This is a genomic window from Polynucleobacter sp. MWH-Braz-FAM2G (assembly GCF_018687635.1).
Taxonomy (GTDB): Bacteria; Pseudomonadota; Gammaproteobacteria; order Burkholderiales; family Burkholderiaceae; genus Polynucleobacter.
In genome coordinates, this window is the sequence record NZ_CP061300.1 from 378,244 (window position 1) to 397,066 (window position 18,823).

22 protein-coding genes and 1 pseudogene are annotated in these 18,823 nt (G+C 43.7%); 14 read left to right on the top strand and 9 right to left on the bottom strand.

Annotated elements, in window-relative coordinates; genetic code table 11:
- Positions 1–39: 39 nt before the first annotated feature.
- Positions 40–1,083: a DUF6352 family protein gene (locus FD973_RS02040; RefSeq protein ID WP_251368806.1), complete on the top strand. Its 1,044-nt coding sequence runs from the start codon at positions 40–42 to the stop codon at positions 1,081–1,083.
- Here the strand turns inward: FD973_RS02040 and FD973_RS02045 are convergent.
- Positions 1,080–2,276: an MFS transporter gene (locus FD973_RS02045; protein WP_215323994.1), complete on the bottom strand. Its 1,197-nt coding sequence runs from the start codon at positions 2,274–2,276 to the stop codon at positions 1,080–1,082. The two genes, FD973_RS02040 and FD973_RS02045, sit on opposite strands and share 4 nt — an antisense overlap.
- 236 nt (positions 2,277–2,512) lie before the next feature.
- On the opposite strand from FD973_RS02045, the gene FD973_RS02050 reads away from it, so the two are divergent.
- Genes FD973_RS02050 through FD973_RS02070 form a run of 5 tightly spaced genes read left to right on the top strand, consistent with a single transcriptional unit; the run spans position 2,513 to position 7,747 of the window.
- A complete protein-coding gene (locus FD973_RS02050) occupies positions 2,513–4,747 on the top strand; it encodes an NADP-dependent isocitrate dehydrogenase (RefSeq protein WP_215323995.1) in 2,235 nt (744 codons plus the stop codon).
- 54 nt (positions 4,748–4,801) lie between these two features.
- Entirely contained in the window at positions 4,802–5,230 is a 429-nt protein-coding gene (locus FD973_RS02055) for a BLUF domain-containing protein (RefSeq protein ID WP_251368807.1), read from the top strand.
- A gap of 55 nt (positions 5,231–5,285) precedes the next feature.
- Entirely contained in the window at positions 5,286–6,248 is a 963-nt protein-coding gene (gene msrP / locus FD973_RS02060; protein WP_215323996.1) for a protein-methionine-sulfoxide reductase catalytic subunit MsrP, read from the top strand.
- Positions 6,249–6,252: 4 nt separating this feature from the next.
- On the top strand, positions 6,253–6,813 hold the full coding sequence (locus FD973_RS02065; protein WP_215323997.1) for a lipocalin family protein: 561 nt from the start codon (positions 6,253–6,255) through the stop codon (positions 6,811–6,813).
- A gap of 10 nt (positions 6,814–6,823) precedes the next feature.
- Positions 6,824–7,747: an MBL fold metallo-hydrolase gene (locus tag FD973_RS02070; protein WP_215323998.1), complete on the top strand. Its 924-nt coding sequence runs from the start codon at positions 6,824–6,826 to the stop codon at positions 7,745–7,747.
- A 113-nt stretch (positions 7,748–7,860) separates the two neighbouring features.
- On the opposite strand, the gene FD973_RS02075 is transcribed toward FD973_RS02070, so the two are convergent.
- On the bottom strand, positions 7,861–8,400 hold the full coding sequence (locus FD973_RS02075; RefSeq protein WP_215323999.1) for a DUF2889 domain-containing protein: 540 nt from the start codon (positions 8,398–8,400) through the stop codon (positions 7,861–7,863).
- A 101-nt stretch (positions 8,401–8,501) separates the two neighbouring features.
- Between FD973_RS02075 and FD973_RS02080 the strand changes: the two genes are divergently transcribed.
- Positions 8,502–9,227: a pseudouridine synthase gene (locus tag FD973_RS02080; RefSeq protein ID WP_215324000.1), complete on the top strand. Its 726-nt coding sequence runs from the start codon at positions 8,502–8,504 to the stop codon at positions 9,225–9,227.
- Positions 9,228–9,253: 26 nt separating this feature from the next.
- Positions 9,254–9,532, top strand: coding sequence for a 4a-hydroxytetrahydrobiopterin dehydratase (locus FD973_RS02085; protein WP_215324001.1), 279 nt, complete (start codon positions 9,254–9,256; stop codon positions 9,530–9,532).
- Here the strand turns inward: FD973_RS02085 and FD973_RS02090 are convergent.
- Positions 9,529–9,744: a hypothetical protein gene (locus FD973_RS02090; protein ID WP_215324002.1), complete on the bottom strand. Its 216-nt coding sequence runs from the start codon at positions 9,742–9,744 to the stop codon at positions 9,529–9,531. The two genes, FD973_RS02085 and FD973_RS02090, sit on opposite strands and share 4 nt — an antisense overlap.
- A 143-nt stretch (positions 9,745–9,887) precedes the next feature.
- Here FD973_RS02090 and FD973_RS02095 point away from each other — a divergent pair, with 143 nt between their 5' ends.
- The 4 genes from FD973_RS02095 (at position 9,888) to FD973_RS02110 (ending at position 13,717) form a co-directional block, all read left to right on the top strand.
- Positions 9,888–10,385 carry a (2Fe-2S)-binding protein gene (locus FD973_RS02095; RefSeq protein ID WP_215324003.1) on the top strand — a complete coding sequence of 166 codons (498 nt, stop codon included), beginning with the start codon at positions 9,888–9,890 and terminating at the stop codon, positions 10,383–10,385.
- 10 nt (positions 10,386–10,395) lie between these two features.
- Positions 10,396–12,627, top strand: a complete 2,232-nt coding sequence (locus FD973_RS02100) for a molybdopterin cofactor-binding domain-containing protein (protein ID WP_215324004.1) — start codon at positions 10,396–10,398, stop codon at positions 12,625–12,627.
- Between the two features lie 73 nt (positions 12,628–12,700).
- The gene (locus tag FD973_RS02105; RefSeq protein ID WP_215324005.1) at positions 12,701–13,291 is read left to right on the top strand and encodes a sulfite oxidase heme-binding subunit YedZ; all 591 of its coding nucleotides are present in this window, start codon (positions 12,701–12,703) and stop codon (positions 13,289–13,291) included.
- A 99-nt stretch (positions 13,292–13,390) separates the two neighbouring features.
- A complete protein-coding gene (locus FD973_RS02110) occupies positions 13,391–13,717 on the top strand; it encodes a hypothetical protein (RefSeq protein ID WP_251368808.1) in 327 nt (108 codons plus the stop codon).
- Positions 13,718–13,744: 27 nt separating this feature from the next.
- Here the strand turns inward: FD973_RS02110 and FD973_RS02115 are convergent, their stop codons facing one another.
- Positions 13,745–14,365, bottom strand: a complete 621-nt coding sequence (locus tag FD973_RS02115) for an SOS response-associated peptidase (RefSeq protein WP_215324006.1) — start codon at positions 14,363–14,365, stop codon at positions 13,745–13,747.
- A gap of 83 nt (positions 14,366–14,448) precedes the next feature.
- Here FD973_RS02115 and FD973_RS02120 point away from each other — a divergent pair, with 83 nt between their 5' ends.
- Positions 14,449–15,285 (top strand): peptidyl-prolyl cis-trans isomerase, encoded by an 837-nt coding sequence (locus tag FD973_RS02120; protein ID WP_215324007.1) that lies wholly within the window; start codon positions 14,449–14,451, stop codon positions 15,283–15,285.
- A gap of 40 nt (positions 15,286–15,325) precedes the next feature.
- On the opposite strand, the gene FD973_RS02125 is transcribed toward FD973_RS02120, so the two are convergent.
- The 4 genes and pseudogenes from FD973_RS02125 to fdxA form a co-directional block, all read right to left on the bottom strand.
- A complete protein-coding gene (locus tag FD973_RS02125) occupies positions 15,326–15,814 on the bottom strand; it encodes a dihydrofolate reductase (protein ID WP_215324008.1) in 489 nt (162 codons plus the stop codon).
- A 13-nt stretch (positions 15,815–15,827) separates the two neighbouring features.
- Positions 15,828–16,622 carry a thymidylate synthase gene (locus tag FD973_RS02130; RefSeq protein WP_215324009.1) on the bottom strand — a complete coding sequence of 265 codons (795 nt, stop codon included), beginning with the start codon at positions 16,620–16,622 and terminating at the stop codon, positions 15,828–15,830.
- Positions 16,623–16,721: 99 nt separating this feature from the next.
- Positions 16,722–16,970: pseudogene (locus tag FD973_RS02135) on the bottom strand (ferredoxin--NADP(+) reductase); the annotation flags it as partial.
- A gap of 19 nt (positions 16,971–16,989) precedes the next feature.
- Positions 16,990–17,313 (bottom strand): ferredoxin FdxA, encoded by a 324-nt coding sequence (gene fdxA / locus FD973_RS02140; RefSeq protein WP_068322070.1) that lies wholly within the window; start codon positions 17,311–17,313, stop codon positions 16,990–16,992.
- A 119-nt stretch (positions 17,314–17,432) separates the two neighbouring features.
- On the opposite strand from fdxA, the gene FD973_RS02145 reads away from it, so the two are divergent.
- Entirely contained in the window at positions 17,433–18,446 is a 1,014-nt protein-coding gene (locus FD973_RS02145) for a D-glycerate dehydrogenase (RefSeq protein ID WP_215324010.1), read from the top strand.
- A 76-nt stretch (positions 18,447–18,522) separates the two neighbouring features.
- Here the strand turns inward: FD973_RS02145 and FD973_RS02150 are convergent, their stop codons facing one another.
- Positions 18,523–18,816, bottom strand: coding sequence for a hypothetical protein (locus FD973_RS02150; protein WP_215324011.1), 294 nt, complete (start codon positions 18,814–18,816; stop codon positions 18,523–18,525).
- Positions 18,817–18,823: the final 7 nt, after the last annotated feature.

Below are 18,823 nucleotides of genomic sequence, written 5' to 3' on the forward strand. Positions count from 1 at the left end.
AAATTGAGTGGCTAGTATATTCTGAGCCCTGAAACATTGATGGCAAACCAACTAAAGCTAAAGCACATGACAAACTATTGGGTAAATTCTGGATACAACTCCCTAGCAATTAGCCCTGACAACCAATTGCTGGTCACGGACGACTTTTTGCGAACTTATATGGAGAGACCAGAGCTTAAGTTAGTGCCTGAGTCTTGTTCGGTTGAACGTGCCTTGCATCAACGTCTAGTTGAAAGCCCTCGATCTGACGTAAGTGAAGACGAAATTAAGGGCATGGCTGACGAGGATACTCAGGAAAACTATCGTGTCTGGTTGCGTTATCGATCACGCCTGTTATCAGCAAGCTCATTAGAGGCTTTTTATATGAGTTTATTTAAAGGTGCTGGCGTTGATGTCCCGCCCTTATTTGTATCTCAGTTAGCCCAAATTTTTGTAAGACATATTCTTGGGGATAAGGCGCATCCTTTAGAAGTACGCATGAGCGAGCTATTTTTTAGAACCCAGAAGATTAGTGTCATAGAGGATGGCATTGTGATGGGTGCTGATGAAGAGGTAGTTGCCCGCAATGCGCAAGCTGGGGATGCTGGAAACATTATGGATTTACTGAAGGGTAAATCGATGAAAATGCGTTCGGCTGATCTAGACGTTATTTATGAAGAAAATGCAGAGCAATACTGGGGTCGAAATGAAGATTTTGATTTAGCCGTCCAATTGAATTTTGGTCATGAGCCTATTAATCATTTTTGTCGTGTCTTAGAAAAATGGATAAACCATTTCTTAGGTGTTGTCGTACGCATTACACCGATGCAACAGATTATTGATCCCAAGTGGTCATGGCATGTTGGCCTAGATGCGTCAGCCACTCAGATACTCAATAAGCTATACAACAAAGAGCTAGTTGAGCAAGATGAGTTGGAGAGGGTGATTTGTTTGTTTCGCTTGGACTTTCTTGATGAGGCGGCGGCAACTCAAGCGCAAAGCGGTAAGCCTGTATACATGGCAATTGCTATGAATGAACAAAATCAGTTGAAGTTAAAACCCCAAAACCTGCTATTCAACCTACCGCTTGCAAAAACTTCCTAGATTGATGCTTGTGACTTTTTGTGATGCTGTGCGAGCCAGAAAATTGCTAGCCCACTTATTATCACTGGAATAAGAGAGCCCCAATTCAGAATGCTCCAGCCTTGAGAGGTAACCAGTGCTCCAGACCCAAAAGAGGTAAATGCCATCGTTGCAAAGACGCAAAAGTTAATTGCAGCTTGCGCCTTATCTCGCTCATTTGGTTTGTAGGCATTGATTGCTAATGAGGTGGCACCAGTAAATAAGAAATTCCAGCCGACACCGAGTAAAAATAAAGCCATAAAGAACTGATGAAGATTGGTCCCAGTTAGTGCGATTGCAATACAGGTGAAATTGAGTAAAACGCCGACTGACATAATTCTGAGCGTGCCAAACCGCTGTATTAATGATCCTGTAAAAAATCCAGGGGCAAACATCCCAATCACATGCCATTCAAGCACTAAGGCAGTATCAGAGAATGGTAGCCCGCATACTTGCATCGCTAGTGGTGTAGCGGCCATTAGGAGATTCATGACCCCATATCCCAAGGCGGCGCCGATAATGGCAACCACAAAAACAGGTTGCTTCAGAATTTCTTTAAGCGGACGACCATCAGAAAGCGAATGCTCGGTCTTCGATTCGCGGGGAAAGTGAATGAACTGCATGACAAAGATGCCAATTAATGCGGCAATGGAGAGCGTGAGGTAGGCTCCCAAAAAAGGGGTATCGAATAGGTTTCTTGTCCAGGACGCTAGATTGGGTCCAATAACCGCTCCTAGGATGCCACCAGCCAATACCCAAGAAATAGCCTTATCGCGTTGCTTAAGCTCGGTGAGCTCTCCAGCAGCAAAGCGATAAAGCTGACCATTGGCACTGTAATAGCCGGCAATAAAGGTTCCTGCGATCAAGAGCCAAAAATTATGGCTAAGGGCAGCATAGGCGCATAAGAGGGCGGATAGCACGGCAACAAGTAGGCCTAACTGAAAAGAGATCTTGCGGCCGAAATAATTTTGGGATTTAGCCACAATAGAGGTTGAAAAAGCGCCTCCAACCACATAGCCCATGACAGGTAGGGTTGCCATCCAACTTGCTGGCGCAAGACTGAGGCCTACCAAGCCGTTAATGGCAATAAAGGTGACATTGTTGGTTAGGAACAGACCTTGGCAAACAATGAGTAAGACCAAATTTTTATTGAGTAAAGGATGTCTGTTGACCATGTCTTGCAGTTTACGGTGAATTTGTAACTTGGGACGTCTTGGTGGATTCCCTTAAATTGGCCTTTATTGGGGATTTTTAGGTACAAATCCACCATTTTTATCAAGTTCGATGATTTAAAATGGAAGACTCGCCTCATTAGCAAAAGGAGCGCTAAAAGCGACTTGCAAAATGTGGGTTTGAGAGCGACAGGGTAAAAACCTGACTCTGTAATTTTTTCAATATTGAGGAAACATTCATGGCTTCAGAGAAATCAAAGATTATTTATACGCTGACAGACGAAGCGCCGCTTTTGGCGACTTGTGCATTTCTGCCAATCATTCGTACTTTTACGGCACCTGCTGGCGTAGAGATCGTTAAGAGTGACATTTCTGTTGCTGCTCGTATCTTGGCTGAGTTTTCTGATTGCCTCACACCTGAGCAACAGGTTCCTGATAACTTGGCCGAACTCGGCAAAATGACTTTGTTGCCAGACACCAATATTATTAAGCTGCCTAACATTAGCGCCTCTGTTCCTCAGTTGCTAGCAGCTATCAAGGAGTTGCAGTCTAAGGGCTACAAGATTCCGAATTTCCCTGAAGATCCAAAAACGGATGAGGAGAAAGCGATTCGTGCTCGCTACTCTAAGTGCTTAGGTAGTTCGGTTAACCCAGTATTACGCGAAGGTAACTCTGACCGCCGTGCGCCACCCGCTGTGAAGCGTTACGCACGTAAAAATCCACACTCCATGGGAGAGTGGAGTCAAGCTTCTCGTACGCACGTATCCCATATGCATGGCGGTGACTTCTACTCTAGCGAGAAGTCAATGACGATGACTAAGGCTTGTGATGTGAAGATGGACTTGGTAACGAAGAGCGGTAAGACAATCGTTCTAAAGCCAAAAGTCTCTTTGCTGGCTGGAGAAATTATTGACAGCATGTACATGAGCAAAAAAGCGCTTTGCGAATTCTATGAAAAAGAAATTGAAGATGCTTATAAGACTGGCATGATGTTGTCCTTGCACGTTAAAGCTACGATGATGAAAGTTTCACATCCAATCGTCTTTGGTCATGCAGTGAAGATTTTCTACAAAGATGCATTCGAAAAGCATGCAAAATTGTTTGAAGAATTGGGTGTGAATGCCAATAATGGTATGAGCAGCTTGTATGAAAAAATCAAGACTTTGCCAGAATCTAAGCGCGAAGAAATCATTCAAGATTTACATGCTTGTCATGAACACCGTCCAGCCTTGGCGATGGTTGATTCTGCCAAAGGTATTACCAATCTCCATTCCCCAAGTGACGTGATTGTGGATGCGTCCATGCCGGCAATGATCCGTGTTGGCGGCAAGATGTGGGGTGCAGATGGTCGTTTGCATGACACCAAAGCTGTGATTCCAGAAAGTACCTTTGCCCGTATCTATCAAGAAATGATCAATTTCTGTAAGACCCACGGTAATTTTGATCCAACTACGATGGGTACAGTACCTAACGTAGGTTTAATGGCTCAACAAGCAGAAGAGTACGGCTCACATGACAAGACTTTTGAAATTCCAGAAGCTGGTGTAGCGCGCATTGTTGCTGACGATGGCACTGTATTGCTCGAGCAAAATGTTGAAGAGGGTGATATCTGGCGTATGTGTCAGTGTAAAGATGCCCCGATTCGTGACTGGGTGAAGTTGGCTGTGAACCGCGCGCGTCTCTCTAATACACCAGCAGTATTCTGGCTTGATGAGTACCGTCCACACGAAGCAGAGTTGATCAAGAAGGTGAAAACCTATCTCAAAGATTACGATCTTGAAGGCGTAGATATCCAGATCATGTCCCAAACTCGTGCAATGCGTTACACCCTAGAGAGAGTGATTCGCGGTAAAGATACGATCTCTGTAACGGGCAATATTTTGCGTGACTATCTCACCGACTTGTTCCCAATCATGGAACTAGGTACCAGTGCGAAGATGCTCTCGATTGTTCCATTGATGGCCGGTGGCGGCCTGTTTGAAACTGGCGCTGGTGGTTCTGCTCCTAAGCATGTGCAACAGTTGGTTGAAGAAAACCATTTACGTTGGGATTCTCTTGGTGAGTTCTTGGCTTTAGCCGTTTCTCTTGAGGATATCAGTGATAAGACTGGCAATCAAAAAGTGAAGATTTTGGCTCGCACTTTGGATGAGGCAACTGGTAAGTTGTTGGATAACAATAAGTCGCCTTCACCACGTACTGGTGAGCTAGATAACCGCGGCAGTCAGTTCTACTTGGCTATGTATTGGGCAGAAGCTTTGGCAGCTCAAACTGAAGATAAAGAATTGCAAGCGTACTTTGCGCCTCTAGCTAAATCTTTGGTTGAGAATGAGAAGAAGATTGCAGAAGAGCTTAAAGCTGTTCAAGGCAAGCCAGTCGATATTGGTGGCTACTATGTAGCAGATCCAGAGAAGTGCAAGGCCGTAATGCGTCCGAGTGCCACTTTCAATGCAGCTCTGAAGGCAGCGCGAGGCTAATATTGCTTATTTAGTCTAGTATTTAAAAGGCAAACTTAAGGGTTTGCCTTTTTTATGACCACTAATATCCAAATCATGGCTAAACAAAAAGATCTGATTGAATTGAGTTATCTGAGCGAAGCAGTCTCGGATTTTTCTTTTCTTGGATTAATGCGACTCTTGGATTCGGCTCGTACGTTTAACAAAAACAATGGAATTACTGGAATTCTGTTGTATGACAACCAGCAATTTGGGCAAATTATTGAGGGGGAGCGAGCAAGTGTCATGAAGGCATGGAGGCGTATCCAAGACGATAAGCGCCACCACCGCATAGAACTATTGGAAATTCGTGAGATCACAGAGCGAAGCTATCCTAATTGGCTATTGCGCTTTTATGGTGGAGAGACACTGACTCGGGACTATCCGCCTTTAATAGAAATGGTTGGTGGAATGGATCAATTTAGCCTGGATTTAATGAATAAGATGCGCTCTCATCAGTCCTAAGCAGGAATTTGTTATTGGTAGCACAATAGGCTCATTACATATATGAGAGGTGCTTATGGGTTTTATTGATAAGACCATTCTTGCTAGCGACATTACTCCTCAAGCTGTATTTGAAAATCGTCGAAGTATTATTAAAACTGCTGCTGCAGGCGGTTTTGGTATGGCTTTGGCGCCTTGGTTTTCTAGGCAAGCATTGGCAGTCACTCCTGAAAAGCTAGCTGCTACGATCAATCCAGCATTTGCAAATAAAGATGGCTTAACTTCATACAAGTACGTAACTAGCTATAACAATTTTTACGAATTTGGTACTGACAAAGCCGATCCTGCGGCAAATGCGGATAGCTTGCAAACACGTCCTTGGACTATTTCGATAGAAGGATTGGTAAAAAAGCCGATGACTCTTGATATTGATGCTCTTCTCAAGCTAGCGCCCATGGAAGAGCGAATCTACCGCATGCGTTGCGTAGAAGGTTGGTCAATGGTGATTCCATGGGACGGTTATTCTTTATCTAAACTTATTAATAAGGTGGAGCCACTTGGATCAGCAAAGTATGTCGAATTTATTTCGCTTGCTGATCCGAAGCAAATGCCTGGGGTAAAGAGCAATATTATTAATTGGCCCTATCGAGAAGGTTTGCGTATGGATGAGGCCATGAATCCATTAACTCTGCTTACTTTTGGCTTATACGGTGAAGTTTTGCCAAAGCCTAATGGAGCGCCTGTTCGTATTGTGGTTCCTTGGAAGTATGGTTTTAAGAGCGCTAAGTCGATTATCAAAATCCGATTTACAGAGGAGATGCCTAAGACCAGCTGGAATCAATTTGATGCACGAGAGTATGGTTTTTACTCCAATGTAAATCCTGAGGTTGATCATCCGCGATGGAGTCAGGCTACCGAAAGGCGTATCGGAGACCCCAAAGGAATATTTGCTCCGAAAATTAAAACGCAGATATTTAATGGCTATGGTGAGCAGGTGGCTAGCATGTACAGTGGTATGGATTTAAAAAAATACTATTAATGTGATGAGCAATTTATATTCGGCACTTTTTTGTACGTTCATATTTATATCCAGTTTTACTGCTTATGCTCAAGGATCCGATGTTCCTGTAAAGACTATTCCCACTTTAGATGTACAGCGTTATCTTGGTACATGGTACGAAGTGGCTAAATACCCCAATTGGTTTCAGAAAAAATGTGTTAGCAACACCAAAGCAGTTTATTCAGTAAGGCCTGATGGTAATTTAAAGGTTCTCAATAGCTGTAAAACTGCCGAGGGTAATGTTTCTGAAGCAGAAGGTGTGGCGCGTCAAATTGGAGGGAAAGATTCTCCAAAGTTGGAGGTAAGGTTTGCACCGGCTTGGCTTTCCTTTATACCCATGGTTTGGGGAGATTATTGGATCATTGATCTAGACGGCCAATATCAAATAGCAGTCGTTAGTGATCCGCGACGAGAATATCTTTGGATTCTGTCGAGATCGCCGCAAATAGATCGTAAATCTTATGAAGACTTACTACAGCGTTTACAAGCTCAGCATTATGACGTTCGCAAGTTAGAGCTAACAACACAGACCGAAGCAAAGTAAGCAAGCAAAGATGGATCATAAGTTGCCGCCTGGTATTGAGGTATTTGAAAGAGGGTGGCTTTCCGCCAATAATATTTTGCATTTTGGTGAGCAAGATACATCTTTGGTGGATTCTGGATATTGGAGTCATCAAAATTTAACAGTAGATTTAGTGCGACTTAGTCTGCAGAGACATGGCATGAAGGCGCTAAATAAGCTTATTAATACCCATCTTCATTCTGATCACTGTGGGGGTAACGCCGCTTTAGCAAAAACATTTGACTGCCAGGTGTATATCCCATTTGCTGAACAAGCGGCCGTTAGTAATTGGGATAGTGCCTTATTGAGCTATGAAAATCTTGGTCAAGAGTGCCCTCGTTTTACTTATCAAGGCTTGCTAATACCTGGTGATGAAATCCTGCTAGGAAGATATAACTGGAAAATACTAGCTGCGCCAGGACATGACCCTCATTCAGTGATGCTCTATCAAGCGGATTATCGGATCTTAATTTCAGGGGATGCGTTATGGGAGGATGGATTTGGCGCCATTTTCCCTGAGATATGGGGTGAACCAGGATTTGAAGAGGTTGCGCAAACTTTAGACCTCATCGAGACGCTAGCTATTGATTGTGTTATTCCAGGCCATGGTGCGCCATTTTCCGATGTTACTAAGGCTTTGGCAACAGCGCGATCTAGATTGGATTATCTTGCTTCTGATCCAAGTCGCAATACGCGTCAGAGCGCCAAAGTATTGTTGAAATACCGATTATTAGAGTGGCGCAATCGAAATATTTTGGATGTGAGGAATTGGATTGCTAGTACCCCCGCATTAATTGGTGCAGCAAAAATGCTCAATATGGAGATGAGTGAGTTTGCTCAATGGCTACCGATGGCTTTAGTAAAGTCAGGTGTGGCGAAAATAGAGGGTGACCAGTTAATCGATATTGCTGGATAGATTTTTGAGGGATTATTAAGCAACTCTTCTAGATCGAATCGCAACCTTGAGCTATAAGAATGAGAGAAGGGTTGGCAAATTTTTACGTCACACTTCACTTGGCGCTTTTAAGTTTAAGACTTATCTTTCCATTGGTAGAACTTGGGAAAAACGCGCATAACAACGGGTCCATTAAAGTCCCAGGATTTACAGGTTCCAAGATATAAAGGGGGTTTGTTTCCTTCTGGGTCAGAAAAAGACCCGGGAATAGATTGGAATGCTGCAGTGGCGAGATTTGCTAGCAGTTCTCTTAAATGAGTGCATCCTTTGATTCCGCCTAAATGGCTATCGATGGTTTTGCGCCAACCTTTTCCTAGGCGCGAGCCAATTAGTGCGTCCATTGGTGGGATTACTTCAGTGCACTCTGGATGAGGATGTCTATCCATGACCACTTCAATTTCTTTTATGACAAGTTCTTGATTAACAGTGACACGAACCCACATATCATGAAAAGCTTCTCCAGGCTGCCAAGTTTTGGTACTCGTCTGAAATGGGTTTGCTTTGAAATCTTTTAGATGTCCTTCAATATCCCAAAGACCATCTTCTCTGGCGAAACCTTGAAAAGTAATTTCACGGGTATGCAGGAGAGAGCGTGGTTTAGGATCAGAGAGCATGGAAGGAGTGGTTTGAAATCAGGGCGGTGTCTAATGATAATGAATTTAGTCATCTAGGGGCGACTCGCATTTGACTGGCTCTGTAGTATGCTCTCTAGCATATGGCAAAACCGATTTCTCTAGAAAAAATTCTTTTTAGCCAAGGCTTTGGGACTCGTCGTTATTGTAGCGACCTGGTATATGCTGACCTCGTTAAGGTAAACGGAGTATTGGCCGAAGATCCTGATGAAAGAATTTCCACCGAAGGGCTTATTCTCAATGTGGAAGGAAAAGATTGGGAATATCACGAGAAGGCTTACCTTGCATTTAATAAGCCAGCAAATTACGAGTGCTCTCATAAAACGACTCATCACCCAAGTGTTTATAGTTTGCTACCCAGTCCATTTGTCGAAAGAGGATTGCAGTGTGTAGGTCGCCTAGACTATGACACAACAGGATTGTTATTGATTTCTGATGATGGCCAATTTATCCACAAGATGACTACGCCCAAGAAAAATATCGGCAAGGTTTATGAAATTACAACCCCAGAACCAATTACACAGAAGCAAATAGATCATTTACTCAATGGCGTCGTCCTTGATGATGACCCAAAACCTTGCTTTGCTGCAGCATGTAAATTAATTGCAGAGAACGTGCTTGCAATGACCATCGTTGAAGGACGTTATCACCAAGTTAAACGTATGATGGCTGCGGTTGGAAATCATGTTCACCAACTACACCGAACTGAAATTGGCGCTTACCGCATTCCTGCTGATTTGGCTGAAGGGGAGTGGCGGTGGCTTTATCCAGAAGACTTAAAGCAGCTCTCCCAAAGTATTTCTACTTAAAGGTTTTTATCTTGAAGATCTAAGAGTTGAATTTAGAAAAAGAGCTTCCATTGTGGTCAGTGGTAGCGGAAGGAAAAGCGATTGCGCGGAAATTTGTTTTTGCAGATTTTAAGCAAGCTTTTGAGTTTATGACTCTAAGCGCACAATACGCTGAACAGATGAATCATCATCCTGACTGGTCAAATTCTTGGAATACGGTCACCGTTCAGTTAAGCACCCATTCAGAAGGTCATTTGACTAAATTGGATGTTGAATTGGCAAAAGCAATGGATGTTTTTGCCGCTAAAGCAATGAACACGAATTAGTGTTCATCGCCATCATGTTCTTCTTCGTTCATGCTCATTAAGATGGTGGCTAGTAAGCCATAAACTACCTCGGTGGAGATCATGCCATCTTCATCAAGTTCATCAATTAAGTCGTTGAGTCGATCCTCCGTGGGCTCATTGAGCAAGGCCATTGCGCATTCACACCCAAAGTCAAAATCTTCATCATTTTGGGCTTGGTTTTCGTTAGTCATATTTATCCTTAATTGAGCTTTCAGGATAGCAAATTACAGCCCGATTCGATAGGATTTTGATTTGGTAGCAAGCCTTTTATGTGCAAGCGCAAAAAGATCAGAATGATTTATAGTCATCTGAAAAGATAATCATAGGAGGCAATATGCAGTTAGATATTAACGGGCAGATTCAAAATATTGATGTTGAGCCCAATATGCCCTTGTTGTGGGCAATTCGTGAGGTAGTGGGACTGACGGGAACTAAGTACGGTTGCGGTGTGGCTCAATGTGGTGCCTGTACCGTTTATCTCAATGGTGAGCCTATTCGTTCTTGCTCTATTCCAGTATCTGCGGTCGGTAAAGCCAAAATCACTACTATTGAAGCTTTATCTAAGAACTTGATGCATCCTGTGCAGCAGGCTTGGATTGCTCTTGACGTGCCTCAGTGTGGCTACTGCCAATCTGGCCAAATAATGGCAGCAGCAGCTCTCTTAAAAAGAATTCCAAAGCCTACTGATGCCGATATTGATAATGCGATGGGAAATCTATGTCGTTGCGGCACTTATCAAAAGATTCGCGATGGAATACATGTAGCTTCCGGTCAAAAGAAATTGCAAGATGTATTGGCGCAATATGGCGCTTCTCCTGCAACTCGTGGTTAAGGGGGTAAATATGACTATTAATAAATCGTTTGCCCATTTAGAAAATTCTGCCCGCCGTGATTTCATTATCAAGGGCACCATGATTGGTGGTGGTTTGATGTTGGGAGTAGGGTCGTTGCCAGATGACGCTCATGCACAGACTCTAGGGGCGCATGATCCTAATGCGCCCACTCAAGCTGGAGAATCCGAAGTTAACGCCTGGGTTAGCATCAAGCCGGATGAAACTGTCTTCATCCGAATTGCACGCTCAGAAATGGGTCAAGGTACTAGGACGGGTTTAGCGCAACTAGTTACAGAAGAGTTGGAATGTAATTGGAAGAAGGTAAAAACCCAATCCGCTACGCCAGCTCAAAGCCTGGCACGAAAGCGTGTTTGGGGCGAGCATGGTACCGGGGGTAGCCGAGGTATTCGTATTTCTGAGGATTATGTTCGCCGGGGTGCGGCAGCAGCTCGAATTATGCTGATGCAAGCTGCAGCCAATCAGTGGAATGTACCTGTCAGTGAACTAGTGGTGGATAAAGGAGTCATCACGCATGTCCCTACCGGCCGTAAAACAACTTATGGCAAAGTGGCCGAATTGGCCTCGACCTTAACGCCACCTGATCCACAGACAATTACCCTTAGAGATCCGCGGAAGTGGAAAGTTGCAGGGCAGCCCTATGCTCGTATTGATACTGCAAATAAAGTCAATGGATCCAAGGTGTATGGCATCGACTTGCAACTCCCTGGCATGCTTTGTGCCTCAGTCAAGGCGTGCCCAGTATTCGGTGGGAAATTAGTGAGCTATGACGAAGCCAAGATCAAGGATATGCGTGGCGTAAAAGGTGTTGTCAAAATTAATGACAGTACGGTTGCAGTGGTGGCTGATACTTGGTGGCATGCAAATACGGCTTTAAATGCAATGCCTATAGTTTGGGATGAAGGTGTCGCTGCTAAGGTTTCACAAGATGGTATTAATAAGATGTTGCGCGAAGGATTGGATGAGCAGGGCGACTTTTGGCAACGCAAAGTAGGTGATGCGCCTGCTGCAATTAATGGTTCCGCGAAAAAAGTGGAGGCCATTTATTACACGCCTTATCGCGCTCATGTCACGATGGAGCCAATGAATGCTACTGTCAAAATCACGGGTGATCGTGCTGAGGCTTGGGTACCAACCCAAAATGGAGAAGGCTCTTTTGCTGCACTATCTGAAGCTACAGGATTTCCGCTTACCAATTGTGAGGTCTATAAATTAGATTCTGGTTGTGGACTGGGTCGTCGTGGATCGACTCAAGATTTCACAACCTTAGCGGCTAAAGTGGCGCAAAAATTTCCAGGCGTTCCTGTCAAAGTGATCTGGAGTCGAGAGGAGGATATGACTCATGATTACTATCATCCTATTGCAATGGCCAAAATGACTGCTGGCATTGATGGTTCTGGAAATGTCACTGGTATGCACATTAAGGTTGCAGGTCAATCAATTAATGCAACCTTAGCTCCACAGAGCATTAAGAATGGTAAGGATGAGCGTCAACTTCAAGGATTTTATGAAAATGGACCAGACGCACAACTTGGTTACACCTTCCCTACCCTCTTAACTGAATATGTTATGAAGAATACCCACGTACCTGTTGGTCCATGGCGTGGTGTGAATACGAATCAGAACGGCATCTTTATGGAGTGCTTTATGGACGAATGTGCCAAAGCAGCCGGAAAAGACCCATTGCAATTTAGACAAGTGTTAATGCAAAGTCACCCAAAGCATTTGGGAGTATTAAATGCTGCTGCTAAAAAAGCGGAGTGGGATAAGCCATTACCTGCTGGAACGTTTCGTGGTATTGCGCAGTTCATGGGTTATGCCAGCTACTCGGCTTGTGTGGCAGAGGTGACGGTGCAGAATAATGTAGTGAAAGTCACCCGTCTAGTATTTGCTTTAAATTCAGGACATGTGGTTAATCCTTATTTAACTCGTGAGCAAATTGAAGGGTCTGTAGCGATGGCGTTAGGAGCCATCTTCTTACCTGAGATCTCTGTAGAAAATGGTCGCATCAAACAGCAGAATTTAGATTCTTACCCTCTGCTGAGATTGGCCTCTACCCCCAGAATCGAAACAGTTCTAGTACCTAGTTATGATTTTTGGGGTGGGGTGGGTGAGCCTACGATTTGTGTGGTTGGTCCAGCAGTTGCAAACGCAGTTTCTGCCGCTATCGGAAGACCAGTGCGCAATTTTCCACTAAGCAAAGAAGGATTGAGTTTGGCTTAGAAGTTAATTCAGGCCGTTATAAATAAATAGACCCTACTGGTTTAAAAATCAGTAGGGTCGTTTAATATGGCTTATGAATTTTCTTAAGACAGTCGTCTTTTTGCTGGCGTTGACACCGCTAGTTCGCTTGATTTGGCTTGGTGCTCATGAAGATCTAGGTGCAAATCCAATTGAGTTCATTACTCGCTCGACCGGCACTTGGGCGCTAATCTTTTTGTGCATCACCCTTGCCATGACTCCATTACGCTTGCTTACCAACAATGCTGCTTGGGTGAAGTTACGGCGCATGTTAGGTCTGTATTGTTTCTTTTATGCCTGTATTCATTTTTCTATCTGGTTTTGGCTAGATCAAAACTTAGATCTTCGGTCGATGTGGGGCGATGTTTTGAAGCGACCGTTTATCACTATGGGTTTTATCACTTTAGTATTGCTAACCCCTTTAGCCTTGACGTCAAATCAGTGGGCTATTCGTAAATTAGGAAGACGCTGGACTATATTGCACAAGCTTATTTATTTAATTGCTTGTACTGCTATCGTTCACTATTGGTGGCATAAGGCTGGTAAAAATGATGTAGAGGTGGTTGCTATTTATGCCGCAGTCTTGCTCGTATTGCTTATTCTTCGGCTTCCAACACTGAGGCATCTTATTCAACGCAAGGGATGAGGGTGGTTTGAGTAGTGTGCCATGGTCCGATACAAATAACTTCTCAATATTGCATTTATTAATAAATGTAAATTGCTAGCCTCGCCTACAATGGTGGATATGTTTAAGTACCTTATCTGCTTATTCGCAAGTCCGCTATTAATCAGTTTTTCTGTATTGGCGCAAACACAAGAACCAAGCACGGGAATGCAGACTTATTCTCCATACACCCCGCAACAGATTAAAGAGCTGAATAATCAGCCCCTTTCTCCAGTAGAAGGACCATTTGGACCAGTATCTCCAAGCGTAAAGGCAATGGATTTATCCAAGAAAAAATCAATTGATTCGAATTTCTACAGCCAGCCGAAGGGCGAGGAAGAGGCTGAGGCTTTAGAAACAGAATCTGCAGCGCCTTATCAGCCTATCAGCCCTGTGATCAGTTTTTAGATCTTTAGTAACTACCGAAATACTTCATTAGGCAATAGTTAACTCAGGTATTGAATTCAAATTAAGTAATGCTCGCGCTTCATCTGGCGTTGCATTGAGCCACGCCTTAAATAGTTCAGGCTTGAGGGGCACTACCGTGCGTTTTTCATCTTCCGCTTTATGCATACGTCGCATTATTGGATGGGCACTTGCATCTATTGTCAGCATTGAAAATGAAGCAATAAGCTCGCCAGTTTCTGGTTCAGTCCAGGTATCCCAGATCGAAGCAATTGCCATGGGTTCATGATTCGCTTGTTTAATCGCAGTACGCTCTGCTTTTCCACTCTCGTAACAGGGCTCATAGAAGGCATCCGCCAAGGCTAAGGCGTAATGGCGCTGTTTCCATGCGTATTGATACGATGGTTTTTGATCTACCGTCTCCACCCTAGCGTTATAGGTTTTTCTGCCAAAGGTCTCCTCCTTTGCCCATGAGGGTATCAGGCCAAAACGTGCCAAACCTATTGCAATTCGGTTGGTGTTATGACTTTTAAGAACGATGGGGCCAGGGTAGGTCGGAAATACCTCATGAACATTGGCCATCGGCAGATCAAGATCAAAATGGGATTTAACCCAGTCGATATTGACGGTAGTGATGTATTGAACGCACATGAAGTCATTTTAGCTTGACGTATTGGGGCGTGCTTTACCGCTACTGTTAATATTGGGGTTAATTTTAGAAAGACTAAATTCTCATGAAACCTTTTGTATTTAATCTCAAATTTATTCGTATCGTTGTTGCTGGATTGTTAGCTGGCGCATTTTTCAGCGGCGCTTATGCGCAACAAAGCGGATTACCAATCAATGCCGCAGCTTCTGTGAATGGAACCATTATTACCAATGACATGGTAGAGCAGGGCATTAAGGTTGCTATTTCCCAAGGGCAAAAAGATTCTCCAGAATTACGTAAGGCTGTAGTGCAAAAATACATTGAAGTGTTATTGCTTGCTCAACAGGCAGAAAAAGATGGTCTAGCAAATTCTGAGAGAGCAAATACTCAGTTGATGATGATTCGCCAAAATTACTTAGCCGATTTAGAGCTATCTACATATATGGCAAAAAATCCCATTACAGATGCGGATGTCGAAGCTCAATACAAGAAAGAGATTGCTTCTCTTGGACCTCAGGGCATGATTAATGAATACAAGGTGAGCGATATTGCAGTGGCTTCTGAGGCGGATGCTCAAGCTGCATTGGCTCGTATTAAAAAAGGGGAGCCATTTGATAAGGTTGCAAAAAGTGTTTCCTTGGCTCCCAATAAGGCCCAAGGTGGCGCTGTTGGTTGGATTCAGGCTGGACAAGTTACCCCTCAATTAGCGAGCGTTATCACTAGTCTTGCTAAGGGTCAGGTTTCACAAACTCCAATTCAAATGCAGCAAGGTTGGTATTTAATCAAGCTTGAGGATAAAAGATCAACTAAGCCGCCAGCGCTAGAGCAAGCTAAGCCTGCTATTCGTGCTGCATTGACACAAAGAAAACAATTTGAGTATTTAAGCCAGATCGCTAAAGATGCAAAAATTGTTGTTCAGTAATTTGATGTTGCTTTGAAAAAAGGACTCTGAGGAGTCCTTTTTATTTGCGCATTAGCGTAACGAAGTTGAAAGTGATATCACCCTCCGATCCTGGAGTGCGCTCCACCTCTTTCCAATCAGTTTCTTTTGGCACTTCAAAAAAAGTGTCCCCACCTTCAACATCTAAATCAATCTCAGTAATGTAAATCTGGTCTGCAATATCAAACGCTTGCTTAAATAGTTGCTCGCCACCAATTACAAATACACGAGGAAATGCACTTAGGCGACTTAAGGCTTCATTTAAGGAGCTGGCTAGCTCTGCACCCGTGAGTTGAAGATTGGCATTGCGACTCACTACGATATTGCGACGACCAGGCAAAGGGCGCCCGATTGATTCCCAGGTCTTACGACCCATAATCACGGGATGTCCCATAGTGACACGTTTAAAAAACTGTAAATCAGCAGATATCTTCCAAGGCATTTGATTGTCACGACCGATTACATGGTTACGCGAGCGCGCGACGATCATTGAGATGGCAGGTTGCGTCATAGGATTTAGATTCTTAAATTGCTACAGGAGCTTTAATGTGTGGATGGGATTCATAGCCGACGATTTCAAAATCCTCAAACTCATAATCAAAAATTGAGGCAGGTTTGCGCAAAATATTCAGTTTAGGCAAGGGAAAGAAATCTCTTGAGAGCTGGAGTTCAACTTGCTCTAAATGATTGCTATATAAATGACAGTCTCCACCAGTCCAAATAAAGTCACCCACTTCCAAATTACATTGTTGGGCCATCATATGAGTCAGTAGTGCGTAGCTAGCAATATTAAAAGGTACGCCCAAAAAGATATCTGCGCTTCGCTGGTAGAGCTGACATGACAACTTGCCATCAGCTACATAAAACTGAAAGAACGCATGGCATGGCGCTAAAGCCATACGCGGAATGTCTGCTACATTCCACGCAGAAACAATAATGCGACGTGAGTCAGGATTTTTCTTAATGGTCTCTACTACTTCAGAGATTTGATCAATGTGTTGTCCATTAGGGGCTGGCCACGAGCGCCATTGATAACCATAAATAGGTCCAAGGTCGCCATCTGGTGCGGCCCACTCATTCCAAATGGATACGCCACGCTCTTTTAACCAATTGTTGTCTGTGCTGCCCTTAAGAAACCAAAGTAATTCATAAATGATGGATTTGAGATGGAGTTTTTTGGTGGTCACCATCGGAAAGCCATCAGCCAAATTAAAGCGCATCTGGTGCCCAAATACCGAAACAGTCCCAGTCCCGGTTCTATCGGATTTCTGGACGCCTTTTGCAAGGACTTCTTTCATGAGATCGTGGTATTGACGCATATATGGGCTAAAAGTGAATGGGTATTAATGAATAAGGATAGCTTACTCGAATGTTGGCGACTTGACTCCTAAAGCTTTGTGGAGCTTAGGTGAGGTTGTGGTATGTCCAAAGGGTTCAATTTGTTTCAATAGATTATTGGTGAGCTCGCGTCCCGTACAAACTGGAATTGCAGGAGTGTCATAGATTGGTTTATCTGGATAGAGCTCAATGCATTGCCCACCTGCTTCAGGCAATGAATCAATGACATGCGCTTTAATTTCTAAGAGGCCTAATTCAAAGACCTGAAAAAGACCCACAGGACCGGCGCCAATGATGACGGCATCGGTTTGTGTGGGTGAGTGCAACACAATTTATTTTGCTAGTAAATTACTTTACAAGCTGATCAAGTTTATTTTTAACGTCTTTCCATTCTTCAGCATCTGGAAGAGCTGCTTTGGACTTGGTAATCGAGGTCCAAGAAGGCGAGAGTTCAGCATTGAGTTTGATGAAGGCTTGTTGATCGCCAGGAACATCATCTTCAGCATAAATGGCATTTACTGGGCACTCTGGGACGCATACAGCGCAGTCAATGCACTCGTCCGGATCAATGACCAAAAAATTGGGACCTTCGCGGAAGCAGTCGACTGGGCAAACATCGACGCAGTCGGTGTATTTGCAGCGGATACAGGATTCGGTAACAACGTAAGTCATGGTGGTTTTGTTTCAAGAGCTCCCAAAAGTTGGGCGCTAGGTTATAAAAGATCAATTTTAGCCGAAATAGCCTATTTTTCAGGCGAAAGGGTCTATTTAGTTGAGGTAAAGTTCCACCTATGAAAACACAGTCAAATTCTTTACTCGGTAGCTCAAAACCCAAAATTTTGGTAGCAAGAGCGATATTTCCAGAGGCTTTAGCCAAGCTGGAGGAGTCTTTTGATGTGAGATCAAATCAAGAGGATCGGATTTTCACTCCTGAAGAGCTGCAAAAAGAGCTTTCAGGGGTTGTAGGGGCTTTGGTAGCTGGTAGTGAACGAATTGATGCTAATGCTTTGGCGCACGCAGAAAATCTGAAGATTGTGGCTAATATTTCTGTTGGATATAACAACTTTGATGTCCCAGCAATGACTGCGGCAGGCGTCATGGCCACTAATACCCCTGATGTATTAACCGATACCACGGCTGACTTTGGGTTTGCATTGCTCATGGCAACGGCAAGACGCATTACTGAGTCTGAGCACTGGGTTAGAGCTGGTCAATGGGATAAGTGGTCTATCGTGAATAACCCGCTTGGTATGGATATACATCACAGCACACTGGGTATCGTCGGCATGGGGCGAATTGGTCAAGGAATAGCTAAGCGCGCCCTAGCTTTTGGAATGAAGGTGATTTATCACAATCGTAGTCGTCTATCAGATGCTGATGAAAAGGCTTGTGGTGCCAAGTATGTTTCTAAAGAAGAATTACTTCGTACTGCTGACCATGTAATGCTCGTATTGCCATATAGCGCACAGAGTCATCACACCATTGGTGCTAAAGAAATCGCACTCATGAAACCCACTGCCACTCTCATCAATATAGCCCGTGGAGGTATTGTGGATGACGCTGCATTGGCACAAGCGCTCAAAGAAAAAAGAATTTTTGCTGCTGGTTTAGATGTATTCGAGGGGGAGCCAGTTGTTCATCCTGACTTACTTAAATTAAGTAATGTCGTGCTTGCTCCGCACATTGCGAGTGCTACTGAGGCTACACGTAGAGCAATGGTTGATTTGGCAATTGAAAATTTATGCGCAGCACTAGCAGGAAAAAAACCACCGAGTTTAATTAACGTGGAAATTTATTCAGGCTAAAAGTTTAGGGGTGATAAAAAATAAAGCCGAGCATTTGCTCGGCTTTGCTAATGAGATGAACTTTAGTTGTGATTAATTATTCAGCATCAATCTCTTCTGGAAGTTCGCGCATTGCTAATTCGATGCCACCAAATTTTCCTGCAACCCAGTTGTAGACTTTGCAGGCAATCCATAGCAAAGCAAATCCAAGAAGAGCATTCAGAATTAATGCGGATAAGACAGTAAATCCTGGGATTGCTCCATCACGGATAAAGGCCACAAATAGTGCCAATAAAACGATTGGTACGGAGAAACAAAGGTAAACCAAAACTAAGGTTTTGGCTGTGTGCATCGGGTCTAGGAAGGCTAGTTCTTTTTTGGTAAGTTTCATGATGACG